The organism is Cysteiniphilum halobium, from assembly GCF_003574425.1.
Classification (GTDB): Bacteria; Pseudomonadota; Gammaproteobacteria; order Francisellales; family Francisellaceae; genus Caedibacter; species Caedibacter halobius.
Genome location: NZ_QLIU01000057.1, coordinates 19,361 through 44,133, shown reverse-complemented (window position 1 = coordinate 44,133; position 24,773 = coordinate 19,361). Strand labels below are relative to the sequence as shown.

Here is a 24,773-nt window from a genome sequence, read left to right as displayed (position 1 = left end):
AAGTTTATTGATTATATTGATGATAAGCTTGTATTGTTTTATCACAAACCAACACAAATTGCTCATATTTCTCCAGCACAATGGTATCAATAGTGTAGTTATTATGCTGCAGTGCGTGTTCAAGCTGCGCCAATTTATTTTTCAACGCAGGCACGCCACAGTAACTGGCACCACCGTGGAGCTTATGCACCAAGTCTCTTAAACGTTTACCCTCATTATTTTGATAAGCCGCTACAATATCTTCAACGGCATCATTTAACGAAGTCATAAATGCATCTAACATCTCTCTGGCAAACACCATATTGCCACCGGCTAAGCTTGAAGCAAACTCGATATCAATATAGATTTCACTTTCCTTTGTCACAGCTTTACGAGGTTTTTGAGCTATACTTTTATCACTTTCAGTGACTTGATCATTTTGAGTATTATCATCTTGTGCTGGCATATCACAATTGCCTAAGTAATGCGTCAATAATTCAGATAATGCACTATCATCAATCGGCTTGACTTGTATGGCATCAAAACCTTCTTGCAATAGAATCTTACCTTGCCCCTCTACAACATCTGCAGTCACAGCAATTATCGGGACATCGCGATAGCGATCATCTTGACGCAAAGCATGACATAATTCGATACCATCCATCTTAGGCATATGTACATCGGTTAAGACCATTATAAAATCTTGCTTTTCAGCCAGTGACAACGCCTCTTTTGCACTCAAAGCATCAACAGGCGAATAGCCTTTTGACTTCAGTAGAATATGCAAAAGCTTTAAATTAATGGGGTTATCATCAACGATTAATATAGGCTGCTCCACCTTGATATTAGGCATATCAGATACTGTAGTAATTTCTTCTTTTTCGGTGACTTGAAGCTTATTCTCTAAAAAAGAAACTAATTTATTAGGTTTGTATGGATAGTTTAAACAATTCTTAAGCCCTAATTGACGCGTATAGTCAAATAGTTGATTTAAAGGCGTATTTGCTATAAGAAAGATATCTGCTTGTGTAAATGCCTGTAAATCCATCATTAATGATTGTTTTAATTTCTGCATGTCAGGCAAAGTGTTATAAATCAATACAATATCAATGTCACTCTGCTCAACCACCGTATCGATTAATGCGGTTTCACTATCACAACAAATATACTCAATACCTAATAGCGCAATATGTGAAAGAAACATCTCTCCTGCATATTGACTCTGATTATAAACAATAAGCTTCTTAATACTTATTGAATGTGTTTTTTCAATTACTGAGCTTGGTGCTTTATCAAAAAACACATTAAAACTAAAGCATGCACCATGATTAAGCTCACTCTTAACATTAATTTCCCCATGCATTTTCTCAATAAGCGTTTTACTAATGGTAAGTCCCAAACCTGTGCCCCCATATTTGCGACTGGTTGACAAGTCAGCTTGTGTAAAAGCATGAAACAGTTTATCAATTTGTGCAGGTGACAGCCCAATGCCTGTATCCTTGACCTCGACATATATTTCAACTTGCTCATTATGAATAGCTTTTAATTTAACGCTAACACACACACTCCCTTGCTCAGTAAATTTCAGTGCATTACCAACAAGATTGGTTAAAATTTGGCAAAATCTCAATGCATCTCCTATGACCATTTCTGGCAATTGCGGATCAAGCAAAACGCCAAAGTCAACCTGCTGCTTAATCACTCTAGGCTTAAATAACATCATACAATTAGAGATTTCTTCGTGTAAATTAAAAGGTTGATGCTCAAGAATCAAGTTACCTGATTCGATCTTTGAGAAGTCTAAAATATCATTGATAATGCTCAATAGATTATTAGAAGATAACATAATTGTTTCTAAATACTCGCGTTGTAATGAGTTAAGCTTACTCTTTGCCAATAAGTCTAGAAAACCTAACACACCATTCATTGGTGTACGGATCTCATGACTCATATTGGCTAAGAATTTACTTTTTATCTCACTGGCCTCAATAGCCTCTTTGCGCGCTTGGTCTAATTGAATATTCTGACGTTCAATCGTTTTGAGTGTATGCCTTAATTCTCTTGTTGCTTGCTTAATATTACGCTGCATTTCCTGATGGGCATTATTCAGTGACAGTGCCATACTATTGATACCTTCCTCAAGATTCTTAAGCTCACCTGGCGGGTTGTCATCAAGCTTAGTATCTAAAGCACCTTCTTTAATCCGTTTTACAGCATTGATAATATCAAAAAGTGGATTGATCAAATCACCACTTAAACGTAAACCAAATAAAATACTTACCGTTAATCCAATTAATACAATCAACAATGTTGCAATAATTGCCTGATACTGATTCATAATAGTGTTTTCACGACTTAAGGTAATCACCACCCAACCAATACGTTGATCCTTTTCGGTATAGAGCTTATCAACACTTGTTTCTTTTGGATTAATCGTGCGTGAAATGACAGGCGCTAAAAATTGGATATTTTTATGCCCTTCTTGCATAAAGATTTTTTTACTAATCAAATCTGAATTTTCTTTGAAAAAACGAGGCGTTACCTGCGGAATTCTGCCTGTGAATGTTAGTAAATTGCCATCGCGATCATAGATTGCTGCCATACGCACATCAGGATAACTTAAGATATTATCCGTAACATTTTGCAATATAATTTTACTATCAAAGTACAGTCCATACTCAGAGGCAGCAACAAGCTCTGTTGTAACTGCCTCGCCACGGATATATAAATTACGATCCAAATCAGAAAAACGCATGCTGATAAAATAAAATCCAAGCAATGCTGACACAGTCAGCGTTGGTAATAAGGTTAATAAAATCATCCGACCGCGGATGCCAACATTTTTAAGCATGAGATAATATTTTATTTAGCGCATTTGATGAAGAATTATATCACCCATAAATGATTTTGCATTAGCATTTGCATTAGCAAAGGTGAGTTATCTACAGCTTTTAAAAAAGATAACAAATATGACTCATCTTACCCTTAGTTATCCTTTGAAAAATTTGCAAAACCAACTAAATCGTTGCCCATAGGGTGGATAAAGCCAAAGTGCACTATTGAGTCTGCCACGCTGACAAACTGATTTGGCATTAGAAAACGTTTTAAACCCTTCAAAACCATGATAACGCCCCATTCCTGAGTGACCAACACCACCAAAAGGTAAATCATGCTGTGCGACATGATTTAACACATCATTCACACACATTCCACCACTGATCACATTCTTATGAATATATTCCTGTTCAACACGATCATAACTCAAAAGATAAGCCGCTAATGGTCGAGGGTTTTGATTAATATAACTTACAACCTCCTCCATCGACTGATAGCTTAACACAGGCAATAATGGACCAAATATTTCATCTTGCATCACCTGCAAATCACGCTTTGGATTTAATATCAATGAAATAGGTATTTTTCGAGTATGCTGATTAATTACTTTAGACTCATCTAGTGCAATAATCTTAAAGCCTTGCTTTTTTGCCTCCTCAACATACCCTTGTAAGCGCTTATATTGCTCATCATTAATAATACTACTGTAATCGTCATTATGCATATATTGTGGATACATTTCTTTAAATGCTATCTTCATTTCAGCAATAAATGCATCGACTTTTTGCGCGTGAACAAAAACATAATCCGGTGCAATACATGTTTGTCCAGCATTTAACCCTTTAGCAAAAGTAATCATTTTAGCCGCCTTTTTCAAAGGGAAATCCTGATTGATAATTAAAGGTGATTTTCCCCCTAACTCCAACGTAACGGGTGTTAAATTTTTAGCTGCAGCTTGCATTACCTTTCTACCAATAGTAGTTGACCCAGTAAAAAACAAATGATCAAAAGGCAACTCACTAAAGCTTTGTGCCACCTCAACACCGCCCGTGACAACCACCACTTCATCAATATTAAAAACGCGCTTACAAATCTCCATAATCACACGATTGGTTTTAGGTGTATATTCTGATAGTTTGATACAAACACGGTTTCCCGCAGCCAACGCATAGATAAGGGGTGACAAACTCAACAATATGGGATAGTTCCACGGCACCATAATACCGACAACACCCAATGGCTGATAATAAACATAATTTTTAGCCGGCTTAAAAATAACGCTGGTGTGACGTTTCTCTTTAGCCATCCAACTGCGCAAATGCTTTAGTACATACTTAATAGTATGCGTCACTTGAAAAATCTCACTCAACCATGTTTCATTAGCACTGCGATGTCCAAAGTCATCATTCACTGCTTCAATCAATGCATTTTCATATTTTAACAGGATCAAATACAAACGCTTAAGCTTGTCTTTACGCAGTAAATATTCAGGATATTGATCAAGTGAGAAAGCTTTTTGCTGTAGCAAAAAAAGTTTTAATAAATGCTTTTTATCGATATTTTCCATTAATCTAGCTATCCCTTTGCTTTAAGTAATAATTTATAAATAAGTTGCATCAGCTAGTACCTCTTCCCCTTGCGGGATCGCTCGTGCAGCTCAAGCTGCACGGGTGAGGGGTAATTAAAGCTCAACTTATTCTTGATTCATTACTAAGTAAATAAACTTATTTACTTAAATGATTTACTTATTGTTAACGACTCTTATTTGCCAAACGATCTCTTTCACGTTTTTGTTGTTTTTGCGCTTTACGAATTAATCCTGCTTGTTTTGCCTCTTCACCAATATGCAACTCACCACGTTCACGCGCTAGTTGACTTTGTTTTTCGCGTTCTAAAAAACGTTTTCTTTGCTCAGAGGTATGGTTACCCTTACAATGATGGCAAGACACACCTTGCTCGTATTCAGGTTTCAACTTGTCTTCTTCAGTAATAGGACGACGACAAGCATAACATTGATCATATTGCCCTTTTGCCAAATTATGCGTCACGGCAACACGAGAATCAAACACAAAGCATTCACCTTGCCATAAGCTATCTTTTTGTGGAACTTCTTCTAGGTATTTGAGGATACCACCCTCTAAATGATAGACTTCATCAAAACCTTGCTCTTTCAACAAGGCTGTTGATTTTTCACAACGAATACCACCGGTGCAAAACATTGCGACTTTTTTGTGTTTGCTTTTATCTAAATGTTTTTCAACATATTCGGGAAACTCACGAAACGTTTCAGTATGTGGGTTAACCGCATTTTTAAAGGTACCTATTTCAATCTCATAATCATTGCGTGTATCAATTAATAAAACCTCTGGATCAGAGATTAAAGCATTCCAGTCTTGTGGCTTAACATAAGTCCCACAAACTTTAAGAGGATCGAGTCCTTCAACACCTAAAGTCACAATTTCTTTTTTTAGTTTTACTTTACTGCGATTAAAGGGAATATGCTCATCATATGATTCTTTATGTACTAAGTTAGCCAAACGGGAGTCGGATTTTAAAAATTTAAGCACGGCTGCAACACCCGATGCAGTACCTGCAATCGTGCCATTGATACCCTCTTTGGCTAATAACAACGTTCCTCGCACCATATTGTCTTCCATTGTTTTTAACAACGGTACTCTTAATGCTTCATGATCTTCCAGTGTGACAAATTTATACAGTGCTGAAACCACATACTTTGACATGCTATACCCTTTTATACTCTTTCTATTTATACTATCAACATTCATATCATTTAACGCTTAAATAACAATTATGCATTTCCTATTTCGGTACCCACCTTGCAATCTCACTACCCTCTTGCCAGAAGGTGGCAGCCATAAATTGACGGGATTTTCTTAAAATTATAGCTTTTTCTACTTTATCTTTTTTATCTTTTCCCCACTGCCAGAATTAAAACGTCATTCACAACAGGTGCAATTGGGCGCATTATACACCATTTCACCTAAACACCAAATATAGCTATTTCATTTATGCTTTACGTATTTAGTTTCTAAATATAGATGGGGTAGTTATAATAGCTTTTATCTAGTGCTAAAAGCCATTTCAATGAGGCTCAATAATGGTGAACTTTGCGCATAAACATAATAACTTTGCATATTAGAGATATTCTCAGAAATCTGTTGGTTAATATTCAAAAGCACCTTCCTTTCTTGAGTCGATAACAACGCCGTTGGTAAAAAGCCATAACCAATCCCTTGGGTAATGGCATGTAATATTGTCGTATAAGAAGAAAAATAAAGTGCATTTTTAATCTGAAGTGTATCTTTTACTTGGGTTTGTAAAATACATTTTAATGTTTTCAAGTCCTGTGTAATATCTTTAAAATTTTTTGCTAAATCACATGCAACATAAACATCAAAAACAATTTCAGTATACAGTTTTACTTCGAACCCATGATCTTTTAGCATATTTTTTTCACCCTCGTTTAATACAACTAAAGCCACATCTACTTCATGCTTAAGTAATAGCTCAATATGCTTTGTTTTATTTTCGACAACAAGGTCGTAATCAAATGATTGATCAAGCTTCATGATCTGACTGATTTTACAAAATAAACTCTGCTCAAATATTTGTGATAAAGCAATTTTAAGCGTTGGTTTTTTATGCTTTAAAAATGGTAGCTCCAACTGATTAATTCGATCAAACTCAAGCAACATCGGCTTTATAAGCGCATAAAAAGCACGCCCTTTGTTATTTGCAATCAATTTATTATTCGCCCGTTCAAATAATCGAAATCCAAGAATATCTTCCAAGTTTTGTAGCTGCTTGGTCAGTGCCGGAGGTGTTAAGAACATTACTTCTGCGCTTTGTCGTAAGCTTTTTAGCTCATAAATAGAAATAAAAATACGCAATTGTTGTAAGGTATAATTCATCGATCTTCCTCTTACGTTTTATTTAAAATAAGTTAACATTATATTAAATATTATTCAATTTTAATTAACATAAGAAGCTGTATACTTAAGCACAAGTTCAAAAACCTAAGGTAATTATCATGAATCAACATAACTTAGCAATCATTCGTAAATTTTTAGACCATCAAAAAAAAGCTGAAACAGAGCAAGTATTAGCACTTATTGCTGAAGATGCTGTGTGGCATAGTGATAGTATCGGTGCACCATGGAGCGGAGACTTTCATGGCAAAAATGAAATTACTCGTCATTTTGCCAATATTCGTGAATCGGTAACAAGCTTTAGCAAAACACCAATGGATATCGTTGCCAGTGGTAATACCAATTTTGTTTATGAATATGGCTATCTTGAATGCACCTTTAAACACAATAATGAATTTTTTGCCACTTACATCATCTCAATTTATGAGATTAAAGATAATCAGATCATTTCTTATCGCGTTTTGGAAGACTCCAATATGCTACATCAAACCTATCATAAGAAATCTCACATCAAGGAAACCCTATGAGCATGCGTATAAAACTACTGATTTATTTACTTGCTTTACTCTCTATCCTGACTGTCAATATCTATATTCCAGCGATTCCAACACTACAACAAGTCTTCGCCACTACTAAAGCACATATTAGTCTTACCGTGAGCTTTTATATGCTGGGTTTAGCTATTGGTATTCCCTTATATGGCGCAATTGCTGATCATATTAAAACCTCTAAGGTGCTCATTTTCGGACTTACACTCTATATTATCGCTAATCTGATTGCCATATTTTCACCAAATATATCAACCTTTATCTTCGCGCGCTTTATTGAGGGTTTAAGTGCTGCTAGTGCACTTTGTTTATGGCAAGTACTAAGCTTTACTTACTTTGAAGACAAAGCAAAACATATGATTAACTCAGGCTTTATCATCATCGGTTCAATGCCAGCATTGGCACCAATGTTTGGTGGCGTTATCCTTTCATTTAGTCATTGGCAAGCACTCTTTGTCACCCTGACTATTCTGGCAATTATTCTCATTGCACTGACATTAAGTTTGCCTGCGCCAAGTTCTCAAAAACCACAAGCAAAAAAGCCGCAACATCAACTAGAACAAACGCATATCGTATTATCGATATTAAAACAATACAAACATTTAATTCTTGATGCTCAATTTGTGATACTTGCCTTTGCCAGTGCAACGATCTACATGTCAGTCTATGTTTACTTATCACAGGTTCCTTTTTTATTAACGAAGCTTCATTTTGCTACCAAGAGCTTTAGCATGTTCTTTATACCAATTTCAGTGGCATTTATTTTGGGTGGACTTCTTTCTAAATGGTTACTGAAAAAAGGCACCTCATTTAAACGCATGTTTATATTACCTGTGAGTATTGCTATTCTCGTTTTTATCCTGGTTGTTATCGCCGAAATTATCGGTGTTACGCTATCGGCATGGTTATTAGCCATTCCCTTTTTCATCTTTACCGTTGGAGCAGGGATTGGGATGCCAAATTTAGTTAGCCAAGCACTATCACTACATCCAAACCGCCGTGGAACTGCTGCATCTGCCATTGGATTGGTTCAAAATCTCTTTGCTTTTGCCTTTAGTAGCCTAGGTGCTTATTTAACGCGCTTTGGTTATGATGGACTTATTATTTCTTATGCTCTTTGGGCAGTATTGTTACTTATATGGTTTGTCACTTACCTTGTCATCTCTCATCGTAAAAAGGTATCAGATGAAATTTGTTCTGCTATTTAGCTTAAGTAATTGATTCAACCAGCTTAATAATTCCATCTACAGAAATACCTACTTCTGCTAATAGTGCTGTTTTATCACCATGATCCTGATAGCGATCAGGTAAACCGATATTACGTACTTTGACTTGAGTTGTTAGATCATTCGCCACTAGATATTCATTCACTGCTGATCCAGCCCCACCCATAATTACGTTTTCTTCTAATGTAACAATTATCTTATGTGAATCTGCTAAATCTGCAATCATTTGCGTGTCTAACGGCTTAACAAAACGCATATCAATAACTGTAGCATCAAGGTGTTCTGCAGCCTCCAACGCTAGTGGTAGCAAAGTACCAAAATTTAAAATCGCCACTTTTTGACCTTTGCGCACAGACTTTGCTTGTCCTATAGCAAGATCAAGGTCTTGCGTAATCTTAGCACCAACACCCGTACCGCGCGGATAACGCACCATGGCAGGACCTTGGTGTGTAAAGCCTAAACTTAACATGTGATAACACTCGTTTTCATCACTAGGTGTCATAACAATGGTATTGGGTATACAACGCATAAAGCTTAAATCAAAAACACCTGCATGGGTTGCACCATCAGCCCCTACAATTCCAGCACGATCCACAGCATAAAGAATATCTAAATTCTGCAAACTGACATCATGAATGACTTGATCATAGGCACGCTGTAAAAATGTTGAGTAAATAGCAACCACGGGCTTATAACCTTCACAAGCAAGACCTGCTGCAAAAGTTACTGCATGCTGTTCAGCAATGGCAACATCATAATAGCGTTTAGGATATTCTTTTGAAAAACGAATTAAATCTGATCCTTCACGCATTGCCGGCGTAATACCAACGAGCTTTTGATCTTTTGCTGCCATGTCACATATCCACTGCCCAAAGATATTGGAATAACTTAATTTGGCTTGTGATGTGCCTTTAGTCTCTAAATTCGAATTAAACTGCGGATTGACATGGTGAAACTTAATCGGGTCTTCTTCTGCTTTTTCATAGCCTTTGCCTTTTTGTGTTAATACGTGCAAAAGCTTGGGGCCTTCATGGTGTTTAATCGTTTTTAACGCCTCAACTAATGCTTCAATATCATGCCCATCAATAGGACCCACGTAATAAAAATTAAGTGCTTCAAATAAGTTAGCAGGTACGAACATACCTTTAGCTTGGGTTTCTAAGCGCTTTGCAAGCTCAAAAGCACCAGGAAGTTTTTTAAGGAATTTTTTACCGGTTTCACGAATATTGTTATAAGTTGAACCTGATAGAATTTTAGTCAGATGTGTGGTTAATGCACCGACATTTTCAGAGATTGACATTTCATTATCATTTAACACAACCAAAACATCTGCATGCATGCCACCGGCGTGATTTAATGCCTCAAATGCCATACCTGCAGTTAAGGCACCATCACCAATAATGGCGACTGATTTCGCCGTTGATGCTTTCAGTTTATCAGCTTCTGCCATACCTAAAGCCGCACCAATTGATGTACTTGAATGCCCAACACCAAAGCTGTCATATTGACTTTCACTGCGTTTTGGAAAACCTGAAATGCCGCCAGGTTTTTTAATAGTAATCAACTCGTCCGCACGCCCTGTTAAAATCTTATGGACATAGGTTTGATGTCCCACATCCCACACCAAGTGATCGTTGGGGGTATCATAGACATAATGCAAAGCAATCGTTAGCTCTAAAGCCCCTAAGCTACTGGCAAAATGCCCTCCTGAGACATCTAAGGTTTCAACAAGAAACATGCGTATTTCACAAGCTAAATGTGTTAATTGAGAAACGGCAAGTTTGCGCAAATCACAAGGCGAGTTAATCTGTGATAACAAAGAGTAATTTGCACGATTTGTTTTTGACATAACAACAAGCAATTTGTTCTATTTTAGTTCTGTGGCATAGTATCCTTTACTATGCTGCCTTTCTCAAGAAAAACCCTTAATATTCTTTGCTTTTAATGTTATTAACTCAATAGTCAATTGTGCCTTACGCAAAGTTAAAAAGGTCACTTAGAAGCAAATGAAAGCTTCGACTAACGCTCAGCTAGCGTAGTGTCATTTAGTACCCCTCACCCGCACAGCATAAGCTGCACGAGCAATCCCACAAGGGGCGAGGTAACAAATTCACAGGGTGTATTTAAGCTTATTACAACTAGGCTCCAAAAATTACTCGCCGTGCCCTAAGAGAAGTCGAAGCGAATGTAAAAAAAGATAAAGACGGAAATTGGCTTCGACTACGCTTAAGCCAACGTTTACTCTTGCCATTTGCAATAAAGCCCTCTAATATCACCACCTATTAGGTGCGTAAGTTATATACCCATCATAAATTATTTTGCGGTGCTTACTGTTAAAGAAGTTTTTAATGGGTATGAAACATGCGTTAAAAGGGAAATTGGTGCAAATCCAATACTGTACCCGCAACGGTAAACCACGATCTTTTGAACTAATCAAAGCATCGCTTGCAGTCATTCACTGGGAAACTGGGAAGAAGCATTTAGGTCATACCCATCGTAAAGCATTTTGATAGGTATAAAGTCCGGAAACCTGCCTAATATACCAATAATAAATCACTTTGTGGTTGGTATAACACATCGTTTACGGGAATATAAACAACAAAGAGGGCTTCATGCAACCATACCATTTTCGCATCTTAAGTGCCATCATACTATTGTCCATCGTTGGGCAAACAACCTTTGCTGATCAACAGAATAACGACAGTGATAATAACCTCAAAACCACTAGCAATGATAAACATCCTTTAGCAACTGAATACACCTTGCCAACGATTGTTATAAATTATGCAAATCATTTAAATAATGGCCAAAACAAAACACGAAATAATAGCAATGCCTATAGAGCACCAATTAGTGTGTCTTTGACGCCAAATTATGCCAACCAAAGCATTAATTACACCATTGCCCAGCGTGCCTGGATCAATAGCACCAATAGCAGTGCGGCAAATCCAAGTTTTTACTTAAAAGGACAGCGTGCAAGCGTTTTATTAAATGGTATCCCACTGAATCAATTTAATTCGCAAGCACAGAATATTTCTCTGATCCCACAAAACAGCATTGAAAAAATCGATATAAACCCAACGGCCAGTAGCGTACTCTACGGTGGCATGGGCTTAGGTGGTACTATCGATATTGAACAAAAATTTATAGCCAAAAACCAGTACATCATTGGTTTATCTGGTGGTTATCCTTTTGGCGCTGGGGTTAATGTATTTATTAATCAGTTATTAGATAACCAAAAAAGCTGGAGCTTACAGCTTGCTAACAACAGTCAGAGTATTGATGGCTATCGCGATTACTCTCGCAACAATAGCAATAATGCCTATATTGCTTTAATGCATCAAACTAACACACAAAAGTTTACACTAAACTTCAGTGACAGTTATCAATATTTACATTTCCCTGGTGCATTAAAACAAAGCGAAAGTGATGACAATCCATGGCAAGCAACAAACAGTAAAGAAAAATATATTAATCACACCATTAATACACAGCTTAATTTTGAACAAACAGTTGATAAACAATGGCAATTTAACCTCAAATCGCAATATCAACAGCAATGGGCTAATGCTATTTTTGCAGATTCAAACTACTCCTCTAAACAAGGTAGCAGTTTATTTTATTTACGTCCTAGTATCCTATTTGACAATAATTTTGTAAAAAACACGTTCGGTAGCGAGTTTAATACCCAAAGCTTTAGACAAAGCGCTACCACCAATAATGCGACACAAACAAATATTGCACTATTTAATCAAAGTGATTTCACCTTCAACAAAAACTGGCAAAGTGGCATTGGTGGGCGTTTTGAGCATAGCTATACTACGGGTGATTTTATCTCGAGTAATAGTTCAGGCTCACAAGTGATTAATATTGGCGCGGGTAATATTTATCTGCAATACAACTGGAATAAAGCGTTTAATACACGCGTGTCAGCTTCATATGCCTATCAGCTACCCTTTATTGATCAATCTAATATAACACCTGGGACAACGACAAGCTTCGGCTTAAATCCACAAACGGCATGGATTTATCAGCTGGATAATAACTATAAAAACGATAAGTTAACCTTGAAAAATAGTACTTATTGGATGCTGATTAATAATCAAATTGATTATGATCCAAGTTACCCAGTTTCAGGTTCGCAATTCCCAGGTGCCAATATTAATTTACCACCAACACAGACCATTGGTAATTTATTTGCACTTGATTATACATGGCTGTCGAGCTTAAGCATTGGTGGTAGTTTTGCCTTGAACTTAAATACATTCAGATCGGGAGCCTTTGCTGGAATTAACACTGATATTAGCAATAACCAAGTCCCCGGACAGCCGCCTTTTACTGCTGAGATCCATAGCCATTGGCAACTAAATGATAAACTCTCGTTCTGGTTACAAGAGCAATACTATAGTGCAAGCTACGCCTATGGTGATTACACCAATACCCTTGGCAAACAAAGTGGTTATTTCCTTACCAATCTTGGTGCTAAGTATCAGCTAGATCATTGGCAGTTTAATTTCAATATTTATAACCTGTTTAACAAGTTCTATTACAATTATGTTTCAACTTATAATTTAAAAGATCTCAGCTACTATCCCGCCGATGGCATTGTTGCAATGCTTAATATTCAATATCAATTCTAGCGCTTGATTATGCAACAGCTGATACCATTACATCACTTGCCATCCATCGCTTTTGCGCCATCCTGGCTCAGAATGACTTACTTTTTTGTCATTGTTAGCATGGATGCGTGGCAATCCATATTGACAAGGATGGTAAGGTTAGTGCCTCAGTTGCAATATGCGCCATTAACCAATTTAAGCACTCTATAATGAAGCGTGCAACCGTACTGTCACTAGCTTTACATATAAGTGCTATCTTGCTAATTACCCTTTGTTGTATGGTTGTAAAATATATGAATAAACCAGCTAATAAGCGTATTGATATTGCCCTAACCAAAGAGAGTATTCCTGCACATATTGTTTATCTTAGCCAGAGCAAAGTAAGCAACAACACGCTCAATAGCGTGACAAATCTCACGGCAGCAAATACACAAAGTACACAGAGTAACAAGCCAAAACAGTCATCAACAGTAGCTTATGCTCAATTGACAACAATACAAGACACAAAACTAAAAATTGAAAACCAACTAGCAAAACAAATTAAACCATTAAGCTATGAACATAAAAAAAAGAATATTGAAAAAGTTAAATCAAATAAATCATCGCCTCAACCGATTAATAAAGATCATCATACTATCAGATTAAATACAACTTCAGCTTCTTCTGCCTTTAGTAGCGCCAAAGAAATAAACAACATCATGTCAGAATTGCAAACAGCCTTACGTAACTATCTTGCCAAACAACCCTCACCTGGTAAATCCTTTAGCATAACGATTACGCTCACAATTAATGATAAAGGCATCTTAGAAAAAATAAACTTCTCACTCTTGCCACCTAGAGCGCTACAAGCGCTTTTGATTCACTTTTTACAATCACAAAATTACACGCATAAACTTTTATTGCCTCATAGTATTGATATTAATATTCCTTTGGAATTAATCGCTGCGTCTTCCAATTAAATATCCGTCGTTCCCTGAGCAAAGTCAACTGTTGGCTTCGACTAATGCTTAAGCCAACGTAGCCCCTCACCCGCGCAGCTTACGCCGCACGACCTCTCCCTCAAGGGGCGAGGTTAAAATTCGTAGGGTGTATTGAAGCTTATTATCATTACATGCTCCCTTTAAATTATCCACCGCTCCCTGAGCTAAGTCGAAGGGAGTATCAAATATAAAGAGGTAGCAAATTCGTAGGGGCGTATTGCATACGCCCACGCCCGTTAAACACCTAAAGGGCGTTTAATAATAAACCGACTTAAACCAATCCATAGATAAAGATAGCTAAAGAAGCTTAGCCAACCAGCGAAACTACCAACGCGATAAAGCCAATTGATCTGTGACAACATTTGGTTAATATCAGTATTTGTTTGCTGCATTAATACTTGCTGCATATAAGGAATCGCAAGGCTGCTAAATAAAACGACAATACTAAAAATTACCAATAACACCGCTGCCACAATTAAATTTTTCTGCACATTCGGGCGCGTTATTTGGATGATTTTTTTAGGGAAAAAATACAGTAACACCACAAATTCAGTAATATAAGAGATGATCGTCAAAGCAAAGCGCCAACTAAGATCAGCATTAATCTCTGGTAAGCGTACGACAAACCAACTTATAACGGAGATAACAAGCAGCAATGCCGCCCATTTGTTTTTAAGAAAAAAACCAAGATAAACACAAAAAGCAAGATAGAAAAAAGCATAAAGCATTATTAACTTATCCGCACTTAGAATAACCACAATTTAAGCATGTTAGGCAGTTATCCATGTGCACCATGGCTTTGGTACTGCATTTGGTGCATAGTTGTGACTCAGGTGGAAAGTTATTGCTCGCATCATTACTTGGCTGTTGACGCTGATCTAGCTCTTGACGCTTAGCAGCGATATATTGCTTTTGCTCTTCATCTAACTCATCATCTGGTAGCATGCCAATTTTCTTCAAATGCTTTTCAATCACATCACCAATTTCAGAAACTAATGAAGGAATATACTTCCCACCACGCTTTAGATAACCGCCATTAGGATCAAAAACAGATCTTAACTCTTCAACCAAAAAGGTAATATCACCCCCTTTGCGAAAAACCGCTGAGATAATCAAAGTCAAAGCAATGGTCCATTGGAAGTGCTCCATATTTTTAGAGCTTAAGAAAATCTCAAATGGACGACGCATTTCATGCTGTGTACCTTCATTTAAAATAATATCATTAATCGTCACATACAATGCATGCTCTGCCTGCGGCGGCTTAATCTTATACGTTTCACCAAGCAATGACTCTGGACGCTTGATATTTTCACTCATTTGCTGATGTGATTTTTCTTTTTTTGCTGGTTTGACTGCAATATTGTTTGATCCGTCATCGGGTTTGACAATATTAAAGCCTGTGATTTTTTTCTCTATTTTAACTGCCATTTTTACTCTTTTAGCTCTTTTATTCTAAACGGTTAACAAAAAACACTTGTGATAAATCACGCATCAAAAGTTGTCTTATTTTGCCTGAGCATTCTCACGAATACAATCGATAATTCGTTGAAGTTTTGCTTTACTTTTTTAAGCGTAATAAATCTTAGTTGATGCAGTTAAAATTAATGGCTATCGGTGCTTATATCCAATTGCGTCGCCACATACAGATTATTCATAATCTCTGGATTTTCACTTAAATTGGCTTCTGGTAAATTGGCTAATAACTGCCATTTAGCTTGTGTTTGATCATATGTATACAAACCATTACTTGCTAATGCATAAACCATATCATTAATCGTTTTTACACCATAAACACTGGCTTGTTTAAATGGGTTAGAATCTGCACCTAGTACCTGCTCTGGCATATTTTTATTTGTAAAATAAACCGCATGAGTGTTCAGTGAAGAAAAGTAAACATTGTCATTGTTATCAAATGCAACCGATACATTGGGACTACCATTTGCTGGAAAGCCTGCTATTTGTTGCCACATGTTGTTCTTAAGCACCTCAATACAAATCATGTCTTGATCATTTTCAGTGCATTTCATGCTTTGATAAATCTCTCCATTTTCCGTTTTCCCCATGTTAAACACCTTGATAGCACCAAATGCTTTAGCAACCATTTGCGTTAATGGAGTGTCGTTTTGGTTAGTTAATTTGTAGGCTTGGCCTTGTTGAGTTGCTATGTAATATAAGTCACCTTTATCATCTAAAGTCATTGGTATTGCATCATTAATCGTTGATGGAACAGGTGTTGCCAACTTACCCCAACCATCAAAATCATTGACAGAGGCTTGAACCATATCCACATGCCCATTTTCTGTCATTGCGACATTTGACACGATAATTTGCCCCGAACCGTTGACTTCAATATGTGTGCTTTGACTTAAATCACCTAATGCATCACTCATACTATAAAAGCTATAAGGCTTCATATAACCTACTGTTGATATTGATGCAACTCGTTTTATAGTATACGGCGGAAGATCACTATGCGCATCTGTACCACTTGCATAATAAACCACTCCTTTTGGCGAAATAGTCATTCCAGAGATGAACGTATTAAAGGTGTTTTGACCTATTGTCTTGCTAGCAACCTTGTGCCAACCCTTTATATCGTATTGATAAATATATGAACTAACCATTTTCCTCAACACTGCATATAAACTGCCATTTGCCGTAAAATTAAATATTTTATCTTCATTCGCATTAGCACCGAGCTTGTCAATCTGCAATAAGGCAGTTGCTTTATCTCCCGCATTTACATTCTGCGCTTTAACATAAATATAACAAGTGTTATCACGCTTTGCGGAATAGGCATCAAGTGTTAATGTATTAGTCTGCCCTTTTGTAAATAACTGATCACTGTTAAAGCATGATTTAGGACAAGTATTTGTACTACACCACGCTTGCGTGCCATCGTATACGGAAAACTGCTTAAGATTGTCGTTAGTCAATGACACTAAAACTGACTCGTTACTAAAATTGGTATTGGTGAGTTTAACCGATTTAATACTCGGGTAAACTGTATCATTATCTTGCGATATTTCGGCATTAACTCCACTTTTGCTTAAATAGATATTTGTATCAATTGCCGCCGCCATATTGGTTTGTTTTGTCAGGCTTAACCGATAGCCTTTATCATCGGGTGGTGAGGTTAACTGCGTATATTTAACTCCAACATAACACGTACCATTTACCGCTAATGTCGCGCCAGTTGTACAGGATACTTGACCATTGGTTGGCGCAACAACACTCAGATAGTCACCTTGTAGTGGTTGATTTGTTGTGTTTTGATATAACTGAAATGCATCCAAACTATTAGGCAGTTGCCAAGCAAAGGCACCATGATTAACAATCGCAACATTGATCACGCTATTATGCGAATCCATATTGATGTAATGCGATGCTTCTTTAAAGGCAACATCCGCACCTGCAATCGTTATATCTTGATTAGAAACTTGGTCTTTGGTGCTATAAAACATTTGATCAGAAAAATAATTAATATTGGCAAAGCGCTTGTTAAAATCCTTTGTTTGATAAGCATTATCTGCCGCCTGATATGACAATACACAATGCCCTCCCGCTGCTAATATAGTATCTTTTTGACACATATCTTGCGTATTTTTAAGTGTCACACCTTGTGGCAACGTAAAATCAATATTTTTAATCATCATTTCCCGAGTACTATGATTGATGAAAGTCTGTTGATATTCACCTGGCGTTTTAATATCAAGACTTGATAGGGTTGCCGGTACTGAATAGGCATTGATTCTAACTGGAATCAAATCTTGTGCATTATCTGCAATCACCTGAAAAATCGGCTTATTATGGTAGCTGTTTTGCTCCAGTGCTTGATAGCTATACTTAATTGCCGCACCAGCAAGGTTTTCATCAGGTTTAACATGTAGAGATATAGTTGTTGTTTGTTTAGGTGCTAACATTGTTGTATTAGCTGAAATCATCTTGGTTACCGCATTATAATTTCCACCGTCAATATCTTGTAAATCCAAAGCTGCAATAACTACATCTGGTGCATGACTTAAATCAACCTTTATTCCCTTTACTGTTTCCTTATTAGGGTTATAAATAACAAATTGCATAACATTGCCCGGTGTCATTGTGATTGAGGATTGCAACTGCAACACATTTGTCATTTCATTGGCGGGTTTAAACGTTGTTTTTACAGGCACTTCAATCATTTTTTCAGAGGCACCACTGAGTGTTATCTTAACATCACCATTAATGGTAGTTGGTGTTAAGGATTCAACACTATAGTAAAGATAACAACTTTGTCCGGCTTGCAGATTTGCGCCGACACCATTTGACCAACATGAATCTTCATGATAAGGCTCAAGATGAACATATTGAGCAACTGTTGGCGATATTGATACCGAGGTAATATACACAGATCTTGATTGTGACTCTGCAGCACCGACTTGATTCATTTCAAGGGTTTGATTCATGCCTACTTTCACTTCAACTTTGACCTCTGAGCTTCTATCTATTGCCGTCTCTGACGTTAATTGCTCAGGCAAATCACTACTGACTGCCAAAGGACTCGTATCCGGTGTCGAGCTGCTGCTAGTACTGCCACCACAACCGGTCATAGCTAACACTATCATAGTAGTTAAACAAAATACTGATTTCTTAATCCAAGGCATACCTATTCCTCTTTGACTATTTTTAAATGACAGAGATAAATTTAAGATCCATAACACTATGATTGCTATGGATCTTGTTAGATTGCAAAGTGTACTAAACACACTATAAGAAGGTAAGTGTATAAAATACACTCTATGCTTTCTTTTTAGTAATTACTGTTTTTTGATCTGCATACCATTGACCACAGTAATATCTTGAAACTTAGGAGATGACCCTAGCATTGGGATTGGATTTTCACTCTGCCATGGTGAATTTTTATCATAACCCATCATATACATTTCATTGACGGAACCATCAGTAGTCGAATGCGTAAACTCACGCCTGCCTAACATATAGATATACTGATCGACTAAACTCACAGGATTATAGACAATTTGCAGATTTAACACGCCATAGTATGGGTTAACTGATTGGCTTATTCGCTGATAGCCCTCTGTAAGCTCGCCTGCCAAACTTGCCGGATCAATTAATACCATGTCACTTGCTTGACACTGACCATTACCCGTAATCACCGATAAAACGCCATTTTCTTTACAGCCCAATACGGCTTTGTATACTCTTTTCATTGTTGAATCACCGCCCTTTAGTGACGTACCTGTCGGATGTGTCCCAAACAAAATATCATAGTGCGGCACTGGTGTTAATTGTATTCTTGGGTTAACCGCCAAGGTGAAAATCTGTCCATATTGACCTGAACCCGCCGGTGGGTTATGGTCAGGGATAGACTCCAAATTGTTCCACTTATTGTTACTGTATAATGCAACATTACCATTATTCTTATACTCGGAGATCATCAACAAAGTTGGTGTATCAGGATTATCATTTTTAAGTGTAAATGGTAGCGTGTTTAATTCACCCAAATAGTAATACCCAGTTGGTGCATCATAATACTTCTGCCATGTTGGCGAGCTTGGCGCACCTGGCACACCAATTTCATCAACAGGAATACGATAGATCTCTTCATCTTGAGACACCGTAGCATATAAATATCCTTTATTAAACTGAAGAGATGTAATGCTGACATTCTTTGTTGAATTGGCAACCAACTGCATTCCTTGATTAGTTAGTTGATAAAGTGCCGTATAACGCCCATCAGCATAAACATTGCCATGATCATCTGTTGCTAAATCAGCAACACTAGAACCCTCTGTTGAGGTTTGTCCTATCTCTTGCCAATTATTGACATCAAATAGAAAGCCATCTGCTTTGTCTAAAATATTATGATATAGCTTATTGTCTTTCATCAAATATAGATTTTGTAATGGCTTTAGTTCATAGCTTTTCATCTGTCCTGGCAAGCCAATAGATATATGATCAATATTAAGTGCCGGATCATTTGTTTTATGAACATAGACTTTACATTGACTTGGGATAATATCCTCTCCATCGATTGTTGCCGCTGGCATGAGCACCTTACCATTATCGATATCACACGACTCAGGACAAGTAACTTCTGTACACCATGGCGAATTACTGCCTATCGTTAACACTTGATAAGCATTGTGATTTTGTGGCATGTTAATGTCTACATCTTTGGCAAGAGACGTGTAGTTTGATAAGGTAATTGCTTGGGTATTTAAACCAACTTCACCACTGTCAACATGACTTTCAAAACCTAACTCATCAACAACATGCAAGTTGAGCTTACCACCATCAATCGTCAAATGAAGATCCGGGGAAACTTGCATATTATAATCACCTGTGACAGCATTACTGTGCGCCTCAATCGTTAAATTGCAACTCTCACCAGCTGCCAATGAGGTTAATGCAGTACAAGATTTTGTCGTGGTACCCACCACCGCAAAGTTTGCGCTAACTAGCTGCCCTGCTTGATTATAAAAATGTATATCATTTGTTAAGCTTGTTGCAGTTGGAATTTGCCAGTTAAATGCGCCTGTATTCTCAATCGTCATATTAACAGTGCTTGTTGCACCTTGCTGTGGGCTAAGCATGTATAAATTACCATGTGTTAATTGCGCCTTGTTTTGTGTAAGGTTTATCGGAACATCATATTTAACACCACCACTTAAGGTGATCTCAAGCTTTGGTTTAACACCATTATTAGCGACATAACTATCAGGCTCTGCGCTTAGGCTAACACTCTTTAAATCGCCATAATGTAATGTCAATGGATAAGTCGTATGATCATCTACAAGGCTTAAACCAACGCTATCTCCCGCAATCAAAGTAATATTTTCAAGCTGCGTTTGTGAAGTTCCACTATATTCAAATTGATAAAAATGATCCCCAGGTGATTCAACATTAATACTTGAATCTGCTAAATCAAATGGTGCCTTGACATCAACAGATGGGCAAACTTTATTACCATTAGATGCGGTGGCATAAATCAAGCAGCTTTGTGCATTATCTAGTAAGCTATCTTTATTGGCATTTAGCCAATCAGATACACTTTGATCCATTGCAGGTGTGAAACTAAACTGATAAGACTGTGATGGCGCTAATGTGTTAATCACAAGACTATCATTGGCTCCTGTTAAGACTTCAGGGATATGCACTCTCACACCACTTAAGCTTTCATATTGCGATGGATTGGTGATTTCAAGCGTATTTACTTTCCCTGCTATTAGGGTTAAATCACTTAATTGAGGCGATATATAATCCACGCCACTATCACCACCTACCGTGAGTGCTTGATGCAAAAGCTGTATGTTTTGTCCATCGATTATCGCATGGACATTGACAAAGCCATTGACTGCTTCGGTTAATGCTGTAGCACTATTAAATATAAGCTTTCTTCTAATGGTACAATGTTCACCGGATTGTAATGTCATACCATCTATACAGCTGCTTATCTCAGCCTCACTTGCTATGTTGATATCTGATAATCCTTCTAAGCTAAAGCCTGGAGTACTATCTAATGTTATGGCATGAGAGGCATGATTTGTTAGCTGATAACTCACGTACACCGGATACTCATCTCCTCCTATTGTCGAAGCCTTGACCTTGCTTGGCATAAATCCTGCGTCAACAGGGTTAAATAAATAAGCATTTGTCGTTGTTGTATAGACGATGTTTTTAGCATCTGCCAAATTGTTTTTGGCAGCAATCTCAAGGGCGATCTGATCAGGTGCGGTATGATTTAGATCAAATACTAATGTACAACTTTGCCCAGGCGCAATACTACCTGCACTTAAGCAGCTAGATTGCGCTGGAGCAAGGGTTACCCCTTGGGCAAGCTCGTTATTTGCTAAATCAATGACCTTATAATCAGCACTGTCATCACTCATATGCCAATCAAATTGACCATTATTAGTTATCATTAGTGTTTTTTGCAACGTACTGCCTTCTGCTAGCGGCTTTTGCATCTGGCTTAAAAAATTAGGGGTGATATTAATATCATTACTTGTTATCTGATTATCAACACTGATTTGTTTTTGCAGTGATTTATTTTGATTATTGAGGCTATAATCTACTTGATACATCGCACTACCCTCTGCTGAGCTACTCACCTCAAGCGGGATCTGCACTGTACTATTAGCATCAAGCGTTAATGGAAAATGAAGCTCAGGATCAAGCATCACACCCGTAATACCATGATTTAAAGTCAATGTATTAACAACCATCGGGCTTGTTGTTGGATTATGTAAACTAATCGATTGATTCTCAGTCGTTGTTAATGTTTGATTATCTGCCTCTAGCGTATATTTAGCCACTGCAAAGCTTGGATAAAGTGCTAACATGTTAGCTGCTGTTAAGCTTAAGCCATGAGTCGCTTGATTCGTTACCAATGAATCATAGTGCGCATCAATATAGCTCTCAGCAGCAACGCTTGAGTTAAAGCTCAATGTAAAGATATAAGACTGTCCTTGCTTTAACACAGGGATCATTAAGCTTGACTGACTTTCAGCTGTCAATAAATCACGTAAATCTTGAGGTAAATGTAATGCTAAATTGACAATATCTTGCTGGCTATTATTCTTCAATGCGATTTGTATACGCTCATTATTCATGCTACTTGGTGTGGCTTCACTTAAACTAACACTTGGTAATACAGCACTGCTATCACTGCTTGCTGCAGCAAGTACATTAAGCGCTGATAGGTCAAGTTGCGCAATATTTTGGTGTGCTTGTGCATTAATATCAGCATCAATACTGATTTTCCCTTGAGCAATAGCACCAAGATCTGTCGGATTAATAAGACCAACGCTTAACACACAGCTTGCACCTCTTGCCAAGCTCATACCATCGTGACACGCATTAGCATCTGACAAGGGATCATCAACGCTTTTGTAGCCCTGAGGCAAATGCACTTTAATATTTGTCATCATATCCTGATCATCATTGGATAATAATAAACGGTATATTGCCTGACCATCCGTTGTATTAAGCACATAAGGAATCAGTTGATACTCAGATGACAATGATACCTTTTGATCAATCAAGCTTAAGCTTACTGTTTTAACACCATCTTGTGCAGCATTAGCACCCAATGGAATTTGAATGGTGGCACTTGAGGGTACATTTTGAGCAATATCTTTGGTGTAACTTACATTTAATGTACAAGAGTCTCCAGGCTTAACTACTTTGCCACTTAAACAGCTTTGCCCTGTTGAAGACGTACTCACTGAAATGCCTTCACCGGCAACTTCATAGTCACTTGCATTTGTTGAAGGATACCAATCAAATTCACCATTATTGGTAATCGTTAATGTCTTAACCAAATGATCAATATACGGTAATACATGACTATTCACGCTTAGTGATTGCGCTTTGATTAAAGCATCAATATCTAATTGGTAATCTAACGCTTTTGTTTGATTTCCTGAGTGTGTTTGATAATCAATACGAACTTTAACAACGAGCTCGGCAACATCACTATTAAGCTTAATATAAAGCGTTTTGGTTGAATTAGCCAAAACACTTAGCTGGCTTTGATCAACACTTATCCCTTGCTGAATAACATGACCTTGGCTATCCAATAATGCAATACTGACATGATTGTAGTTTTGATTGGTATTATTCTTTAAGGTTACCGGATAGAGTGTCTCTGTACTATTGAGCTCAGTTGTTGGTGCTGATTCAATTTCTAAACCGCTATTGATATCAATATTTTGAATCATCGTTCTTTTAAGGTTATCTGCAACAACATAAAACTCATTCAATGCATTGGTGATCGTCTCTTTAGAAACGTCATCGGGCAATTGAAACTCTAGTGTAGCACTTTCACCAGGTTTTAATGCATCAATGTGCAAATGTGCATCCGTACTTAAACCAGATAAAACAGCAGGTAATACAAGCTTTAGATGACGCAAAGTTTGATCTGATTTATTTGTCAATACAATACTACTATCAGCACCTAACATAATCTCTAAAGGTGTTTGCTCAACCGAATACGTAAAATTATTACTTGCCAAAAAGGTTTGATTCACAGGCGCATTAAGAGAAAAATCAGTATTACTATGCTGATATTTAATCGTAAGATTCGTATCTAAATGCACAGGAGAGTGACATGATACGCTAAAAGCAAGCTGACATTGCTCACCCGTTGCTAGTGTTTTGTAAGAGCCATCACTTTGCAAGCAAGTATTTGTTGCATCACTATTAAAGGTGGCACTACATCCTTCTGGCAGCGCATCAAAATATGCCTGCTGTATCATGGCACTGCCATTTATTGCCGTACCAACACCGGTTATTGTATTACCACCATTATTGGCAATCGTCACGCTATCACTACAACTGGAATCGCCGTTTTCTGCTGCTTGACATAAGTAGTTATTGCTATTACTTGCTGCAAGTACAGCAGTTACTGGTGTATCACTTGAGCTTGAGCCACCTCCTCCACCACAACCGGAAAGCACAACGGCAACAGCAATGCAACTTAATTTAATGGGTAAACCAAATTTATTAAATGGGTTAGAAATAAGATTATTTTTCATATGCTCCTCTTTGGATTATTCTGATATTTAACATTACAAACACAAAACTGGTCACTTTTATGCCAGGGAGCATATTTATAGTTTTTTAAACTAAA

13 protein-coding genes and 1 riboswitch are annotated in these 24,773 nt (G+C 37.3%); of the genes, 4 read left to right on the top strand and 9 right to left on the bottom strand.

The features are described 5' to 3' along the window. Nucleotides 1-4: 4 nt before the first annotated feature. The 4 genes from DNK85_RS09710 to DNK85_RS09695 form a co-directional block, all read right to left on the bottom strand. Complete coding sequence (locus DNK85_RS09710; protein WP_119329376.1) at nt 5-2,830, bottom strand: ATP-binding protein; 2,826 nt, start codon at nt 2,828-2,830, stop codon at nt 5-7. A gap of 138 nt (nt 2,831-2,968) precedes the next feature. Then, nucleotides 2,969-4,381 carry a coniferyl aldehyde dehydrogenase gene (locus DNK85_RS09705; RefSeq protein WP_119329375.1) on the bottom strand — a complete coding sequence of 471 codons (1,413 nt, stop codon included), beginning with the start codon at nt 4,379-4,381 and terminating at the stop codon, nt 2,969-2,971. A gap of 184 nt (nt 4,382-4,565) precedes the next feature. Then, a complete protein-coding gene (trhO, locus tag DNK85_RS09700; protein WP_119329374.1) occupies nt 4,566-5,555 on the bottom strand; it encodes an oxygen-dependent tRNA uridine(34) hydroxylase TrhO in 990 nt (329 codons plus the stop codon). A 339-nt stretch (nt 5,556-5,894) separates the two neighbouring features. Continuing rightward, complete coding sequence (locus DNK85_RS09695) at nt 5,895-6,746, bottom strand: LysR family transcriptional regulator (RefSeq protein ID WP_119329373.1); 852 nt, start codon at nt 6,744-6,746, stop codon at nt 5,895-5,897. Between the two features lie 119 nt (nt 6,747-6,865). Between DNK85_RS09695 and DNK85_RS09690 the strand changes: the two genes are divergently transcribed. Continuing rightward, on the top strand, nt 6,866-7,291 hold the full coding sequence (locus DNK85_RS09690) for a nuclear transport factor 2 family protein (protein WP_119329372.1): 426 nt from the start codon (nt 6,866-6,868) through the stop codon (nt 7,289-7,291). After that, on the top strand, nt 7,288-8,520 hold the full coding sequence (locus tag DNK85_RS09685) for an MFS transporter (protein WP_119329371.1): 1,233 nt from the start codon (nt 7,288-7,290) through the stop codon (nt 8,518-8,520). Before DNK85_RS09690 ends, DNK85_RS09685 begins: the two co-directional genes overlap by 4 nt. Nucleotide 8,521: 1 nt before the next feature. Here the strand turns inward: DNK85_RS09685 and dxs are convergent, their stop codons facing one another. Then, nucleotides 8,522-10,387, bottom strand: coding sequence for a 1-deoxy-D-xylulose-5-phosphate synthase (gene dxs, locus DNK85_RS09680; RefSeq protein ID WP_119329385.1), 1,866 nt, complete (start codon nt 10,385-10,387; stop codon nt 8,522-8,524). A gap of 484 nt (nt 10,388-10,871) precedes the next feature. Continuing rightward, nucleotides 10,872-11,090, top strand: a riboswitch (cobalamin riboswitch). Nucleotides 11,091-11,150: 60 nt separating this feature from the next. Between dxs and DNK85_RS09675 the strand changes: the two genes are divergently transcribed. Both DNK85_RS09675 and DNK85_RS09670 read left to right on the top strand, forming a co-directional pair. After that, complete coding sequence (locus tag DNK85_RS09675) at nt 11,151-13,178, top strand: TonB-dependent receptor (RefSeq protein ID WP_119329370.1); 2,028 nt, start codon at nt 11,151-11,153, stop codon at nt 13,176-13,178. Between the two features lie 107 nt (nt 13,179-13,285). Further along, entirely contained in the window at nt 13,286-14,116 is an 831-nt protein-coding gene (locus DNK85_RS09670; RefSeq protein ID WP_119329369.1) for a hypothetical protein, read from the top strand. Nucleotides 14,117-14,373: 257 nt separating this feature from the next. Here DNK85_RS09670 and DNK85_RS09665 read toward each other — a convergent pair whose 3' ends face one another. The 4 genes from DNK85_RS09665 to DNK85_RS09650 form a co-directional block, all read right to left on the bottom strand. Then, nucleotides 14,374-14,865 (bottom strand): hypothetical protein, encoded by a 492-nt coding sequence (locus DNK85_RS09665; protein ID WP_162896661.1) that lies wholly within the window; start codon nt 14,863-14,865, stop codon nt 14,374-14,376. Between the two features lie 7 nt (nt 14,866-14,872). Further along, nucleotides 14,873-15,565 (bottom strand): TSCPD domain-containing protein, encoded by a 693-nt coding sequence (locus tag DNK85_RS09660; protein ID WP_119329367.1) that lies wholly within the window; start codon nt 15,563-15,565, stop codon nt 14,873-14,875. Between the two features lie 173 nt (nt 15,566-15,738). After that, nucleotides 15,739-18,780 (bottom strand): hypothetical protein, encoded by a 3,042-nt coding sequence (locus tag DNK85_RS09655; RefSeq protein WP_119329366.1) that lies wholly within the window; start codon nt 18,778-18,780, stop codon nt 15,739-15,741. Between the two features lie 153 nt (nt 18,781-18,933). Then, nucleotides 18,934-24,678 (bottom strand): hypothetical protein, encoded by a 5,745-nt coding sequence (locus DNK85_RS09650; protein ID WP_119329365.1) that lies wholly within the window; start codon nt 24,676-24,678, stop codon nt 18,934-18,936. Nucleotides 24,679-24,773 lie beyond the last annotated feature (95 nt).

What these genes read in the sequence shown, in the direction of transcription:
- DNK85_RS09655 (WP_119329366.1), bottom strand. Translation starts at nt 18,780, where the DNA reads ATGCCTTGGATTAAGAAATCAGTATTTTGTTTAACTACTATGATAGTG.
- DNK85_RS09650 (WP_119329365.1), bottom strand. Translation starts at nt 24,678, where the DNA reads ATGAAAAATAATCTTATTTCTAACCCATTTAATAAATTTGGTTTACCC.
- DNK85_RS09660 (WP_119329367.1), bottom strand. Translation starts at nt 15,565, where the DNA reads ATGGCAGTTAAAATAGAGAAAAAAATCACAGGCTTTAATATTGTCAAA.
- DNK85_RS09695 (WP_119329373.1), bottom strand. Translation starts at nt 6,746, where the DNA reads ATGAATTATACCTTACAACAATTGCGTATTTTTATTTCTATTTATGAG.
- DNK85_RS09710 (WP_119329376.1), bottom strand. Translation starts at nt 2,830, where the DNA reads ATGCTTAAAAATGTTGGCATCCGCGGTCGGATGATTTTATTAACCTTA.
- DNK85_RS09705 (WP_119329375.1), bottom strand. Translation starts at nt 4,381, where the DNA reads ATGGAAAATATCGATAAAAAGCATTTATTAAAACTTTTTTTGCTACAG.
- DNK85_RS09665 (WP_162896661.1), bottom strand. Translation starts at nt 14,865, where the DNA reads ATGCTTTATGCTTTTTTCTATCTTGCTTTTTGTGTTTATCTTGGTTTT.
- DNK85_RS09685 (WP_119329371.1), top strand. Translation starts at nt 7,288, where the DNA reads ATGAGCATGCGTATAAAACTACTGATTTATTTACTTGCTTTACTCTCT.
- DNK85_RS09675 (WP_119329370.1), top strand. Translation starts at nt 11,151, where the DNA reads ATGCAACCATACCATTTTCGCATCTTAAGTGCCATCATACTATTGTCC.
- DNK85_RS09690 (WP_119329372.1), top strand. Translation starts at nt 6,866, where the DNA reads ATGAATCAACATAACTTAGCAATCATTCGTAAATTTTTAGACCATCAA.
- dxs (WP_119329385.1), bottom strand. Translation starts at nt 10,387, where the DNA reads ATGTCAAAAACAAATCGTGCAAATTACTCTTTGTTATCACAGATTAAC.
- trhO (WP_119329374.1), bottom strand. Translation starts at nt 5,555, where the DNA reads ATGTCAAAGTATGTGGTTTCAGCACTGTATAAATTTGTCACACTGGAA.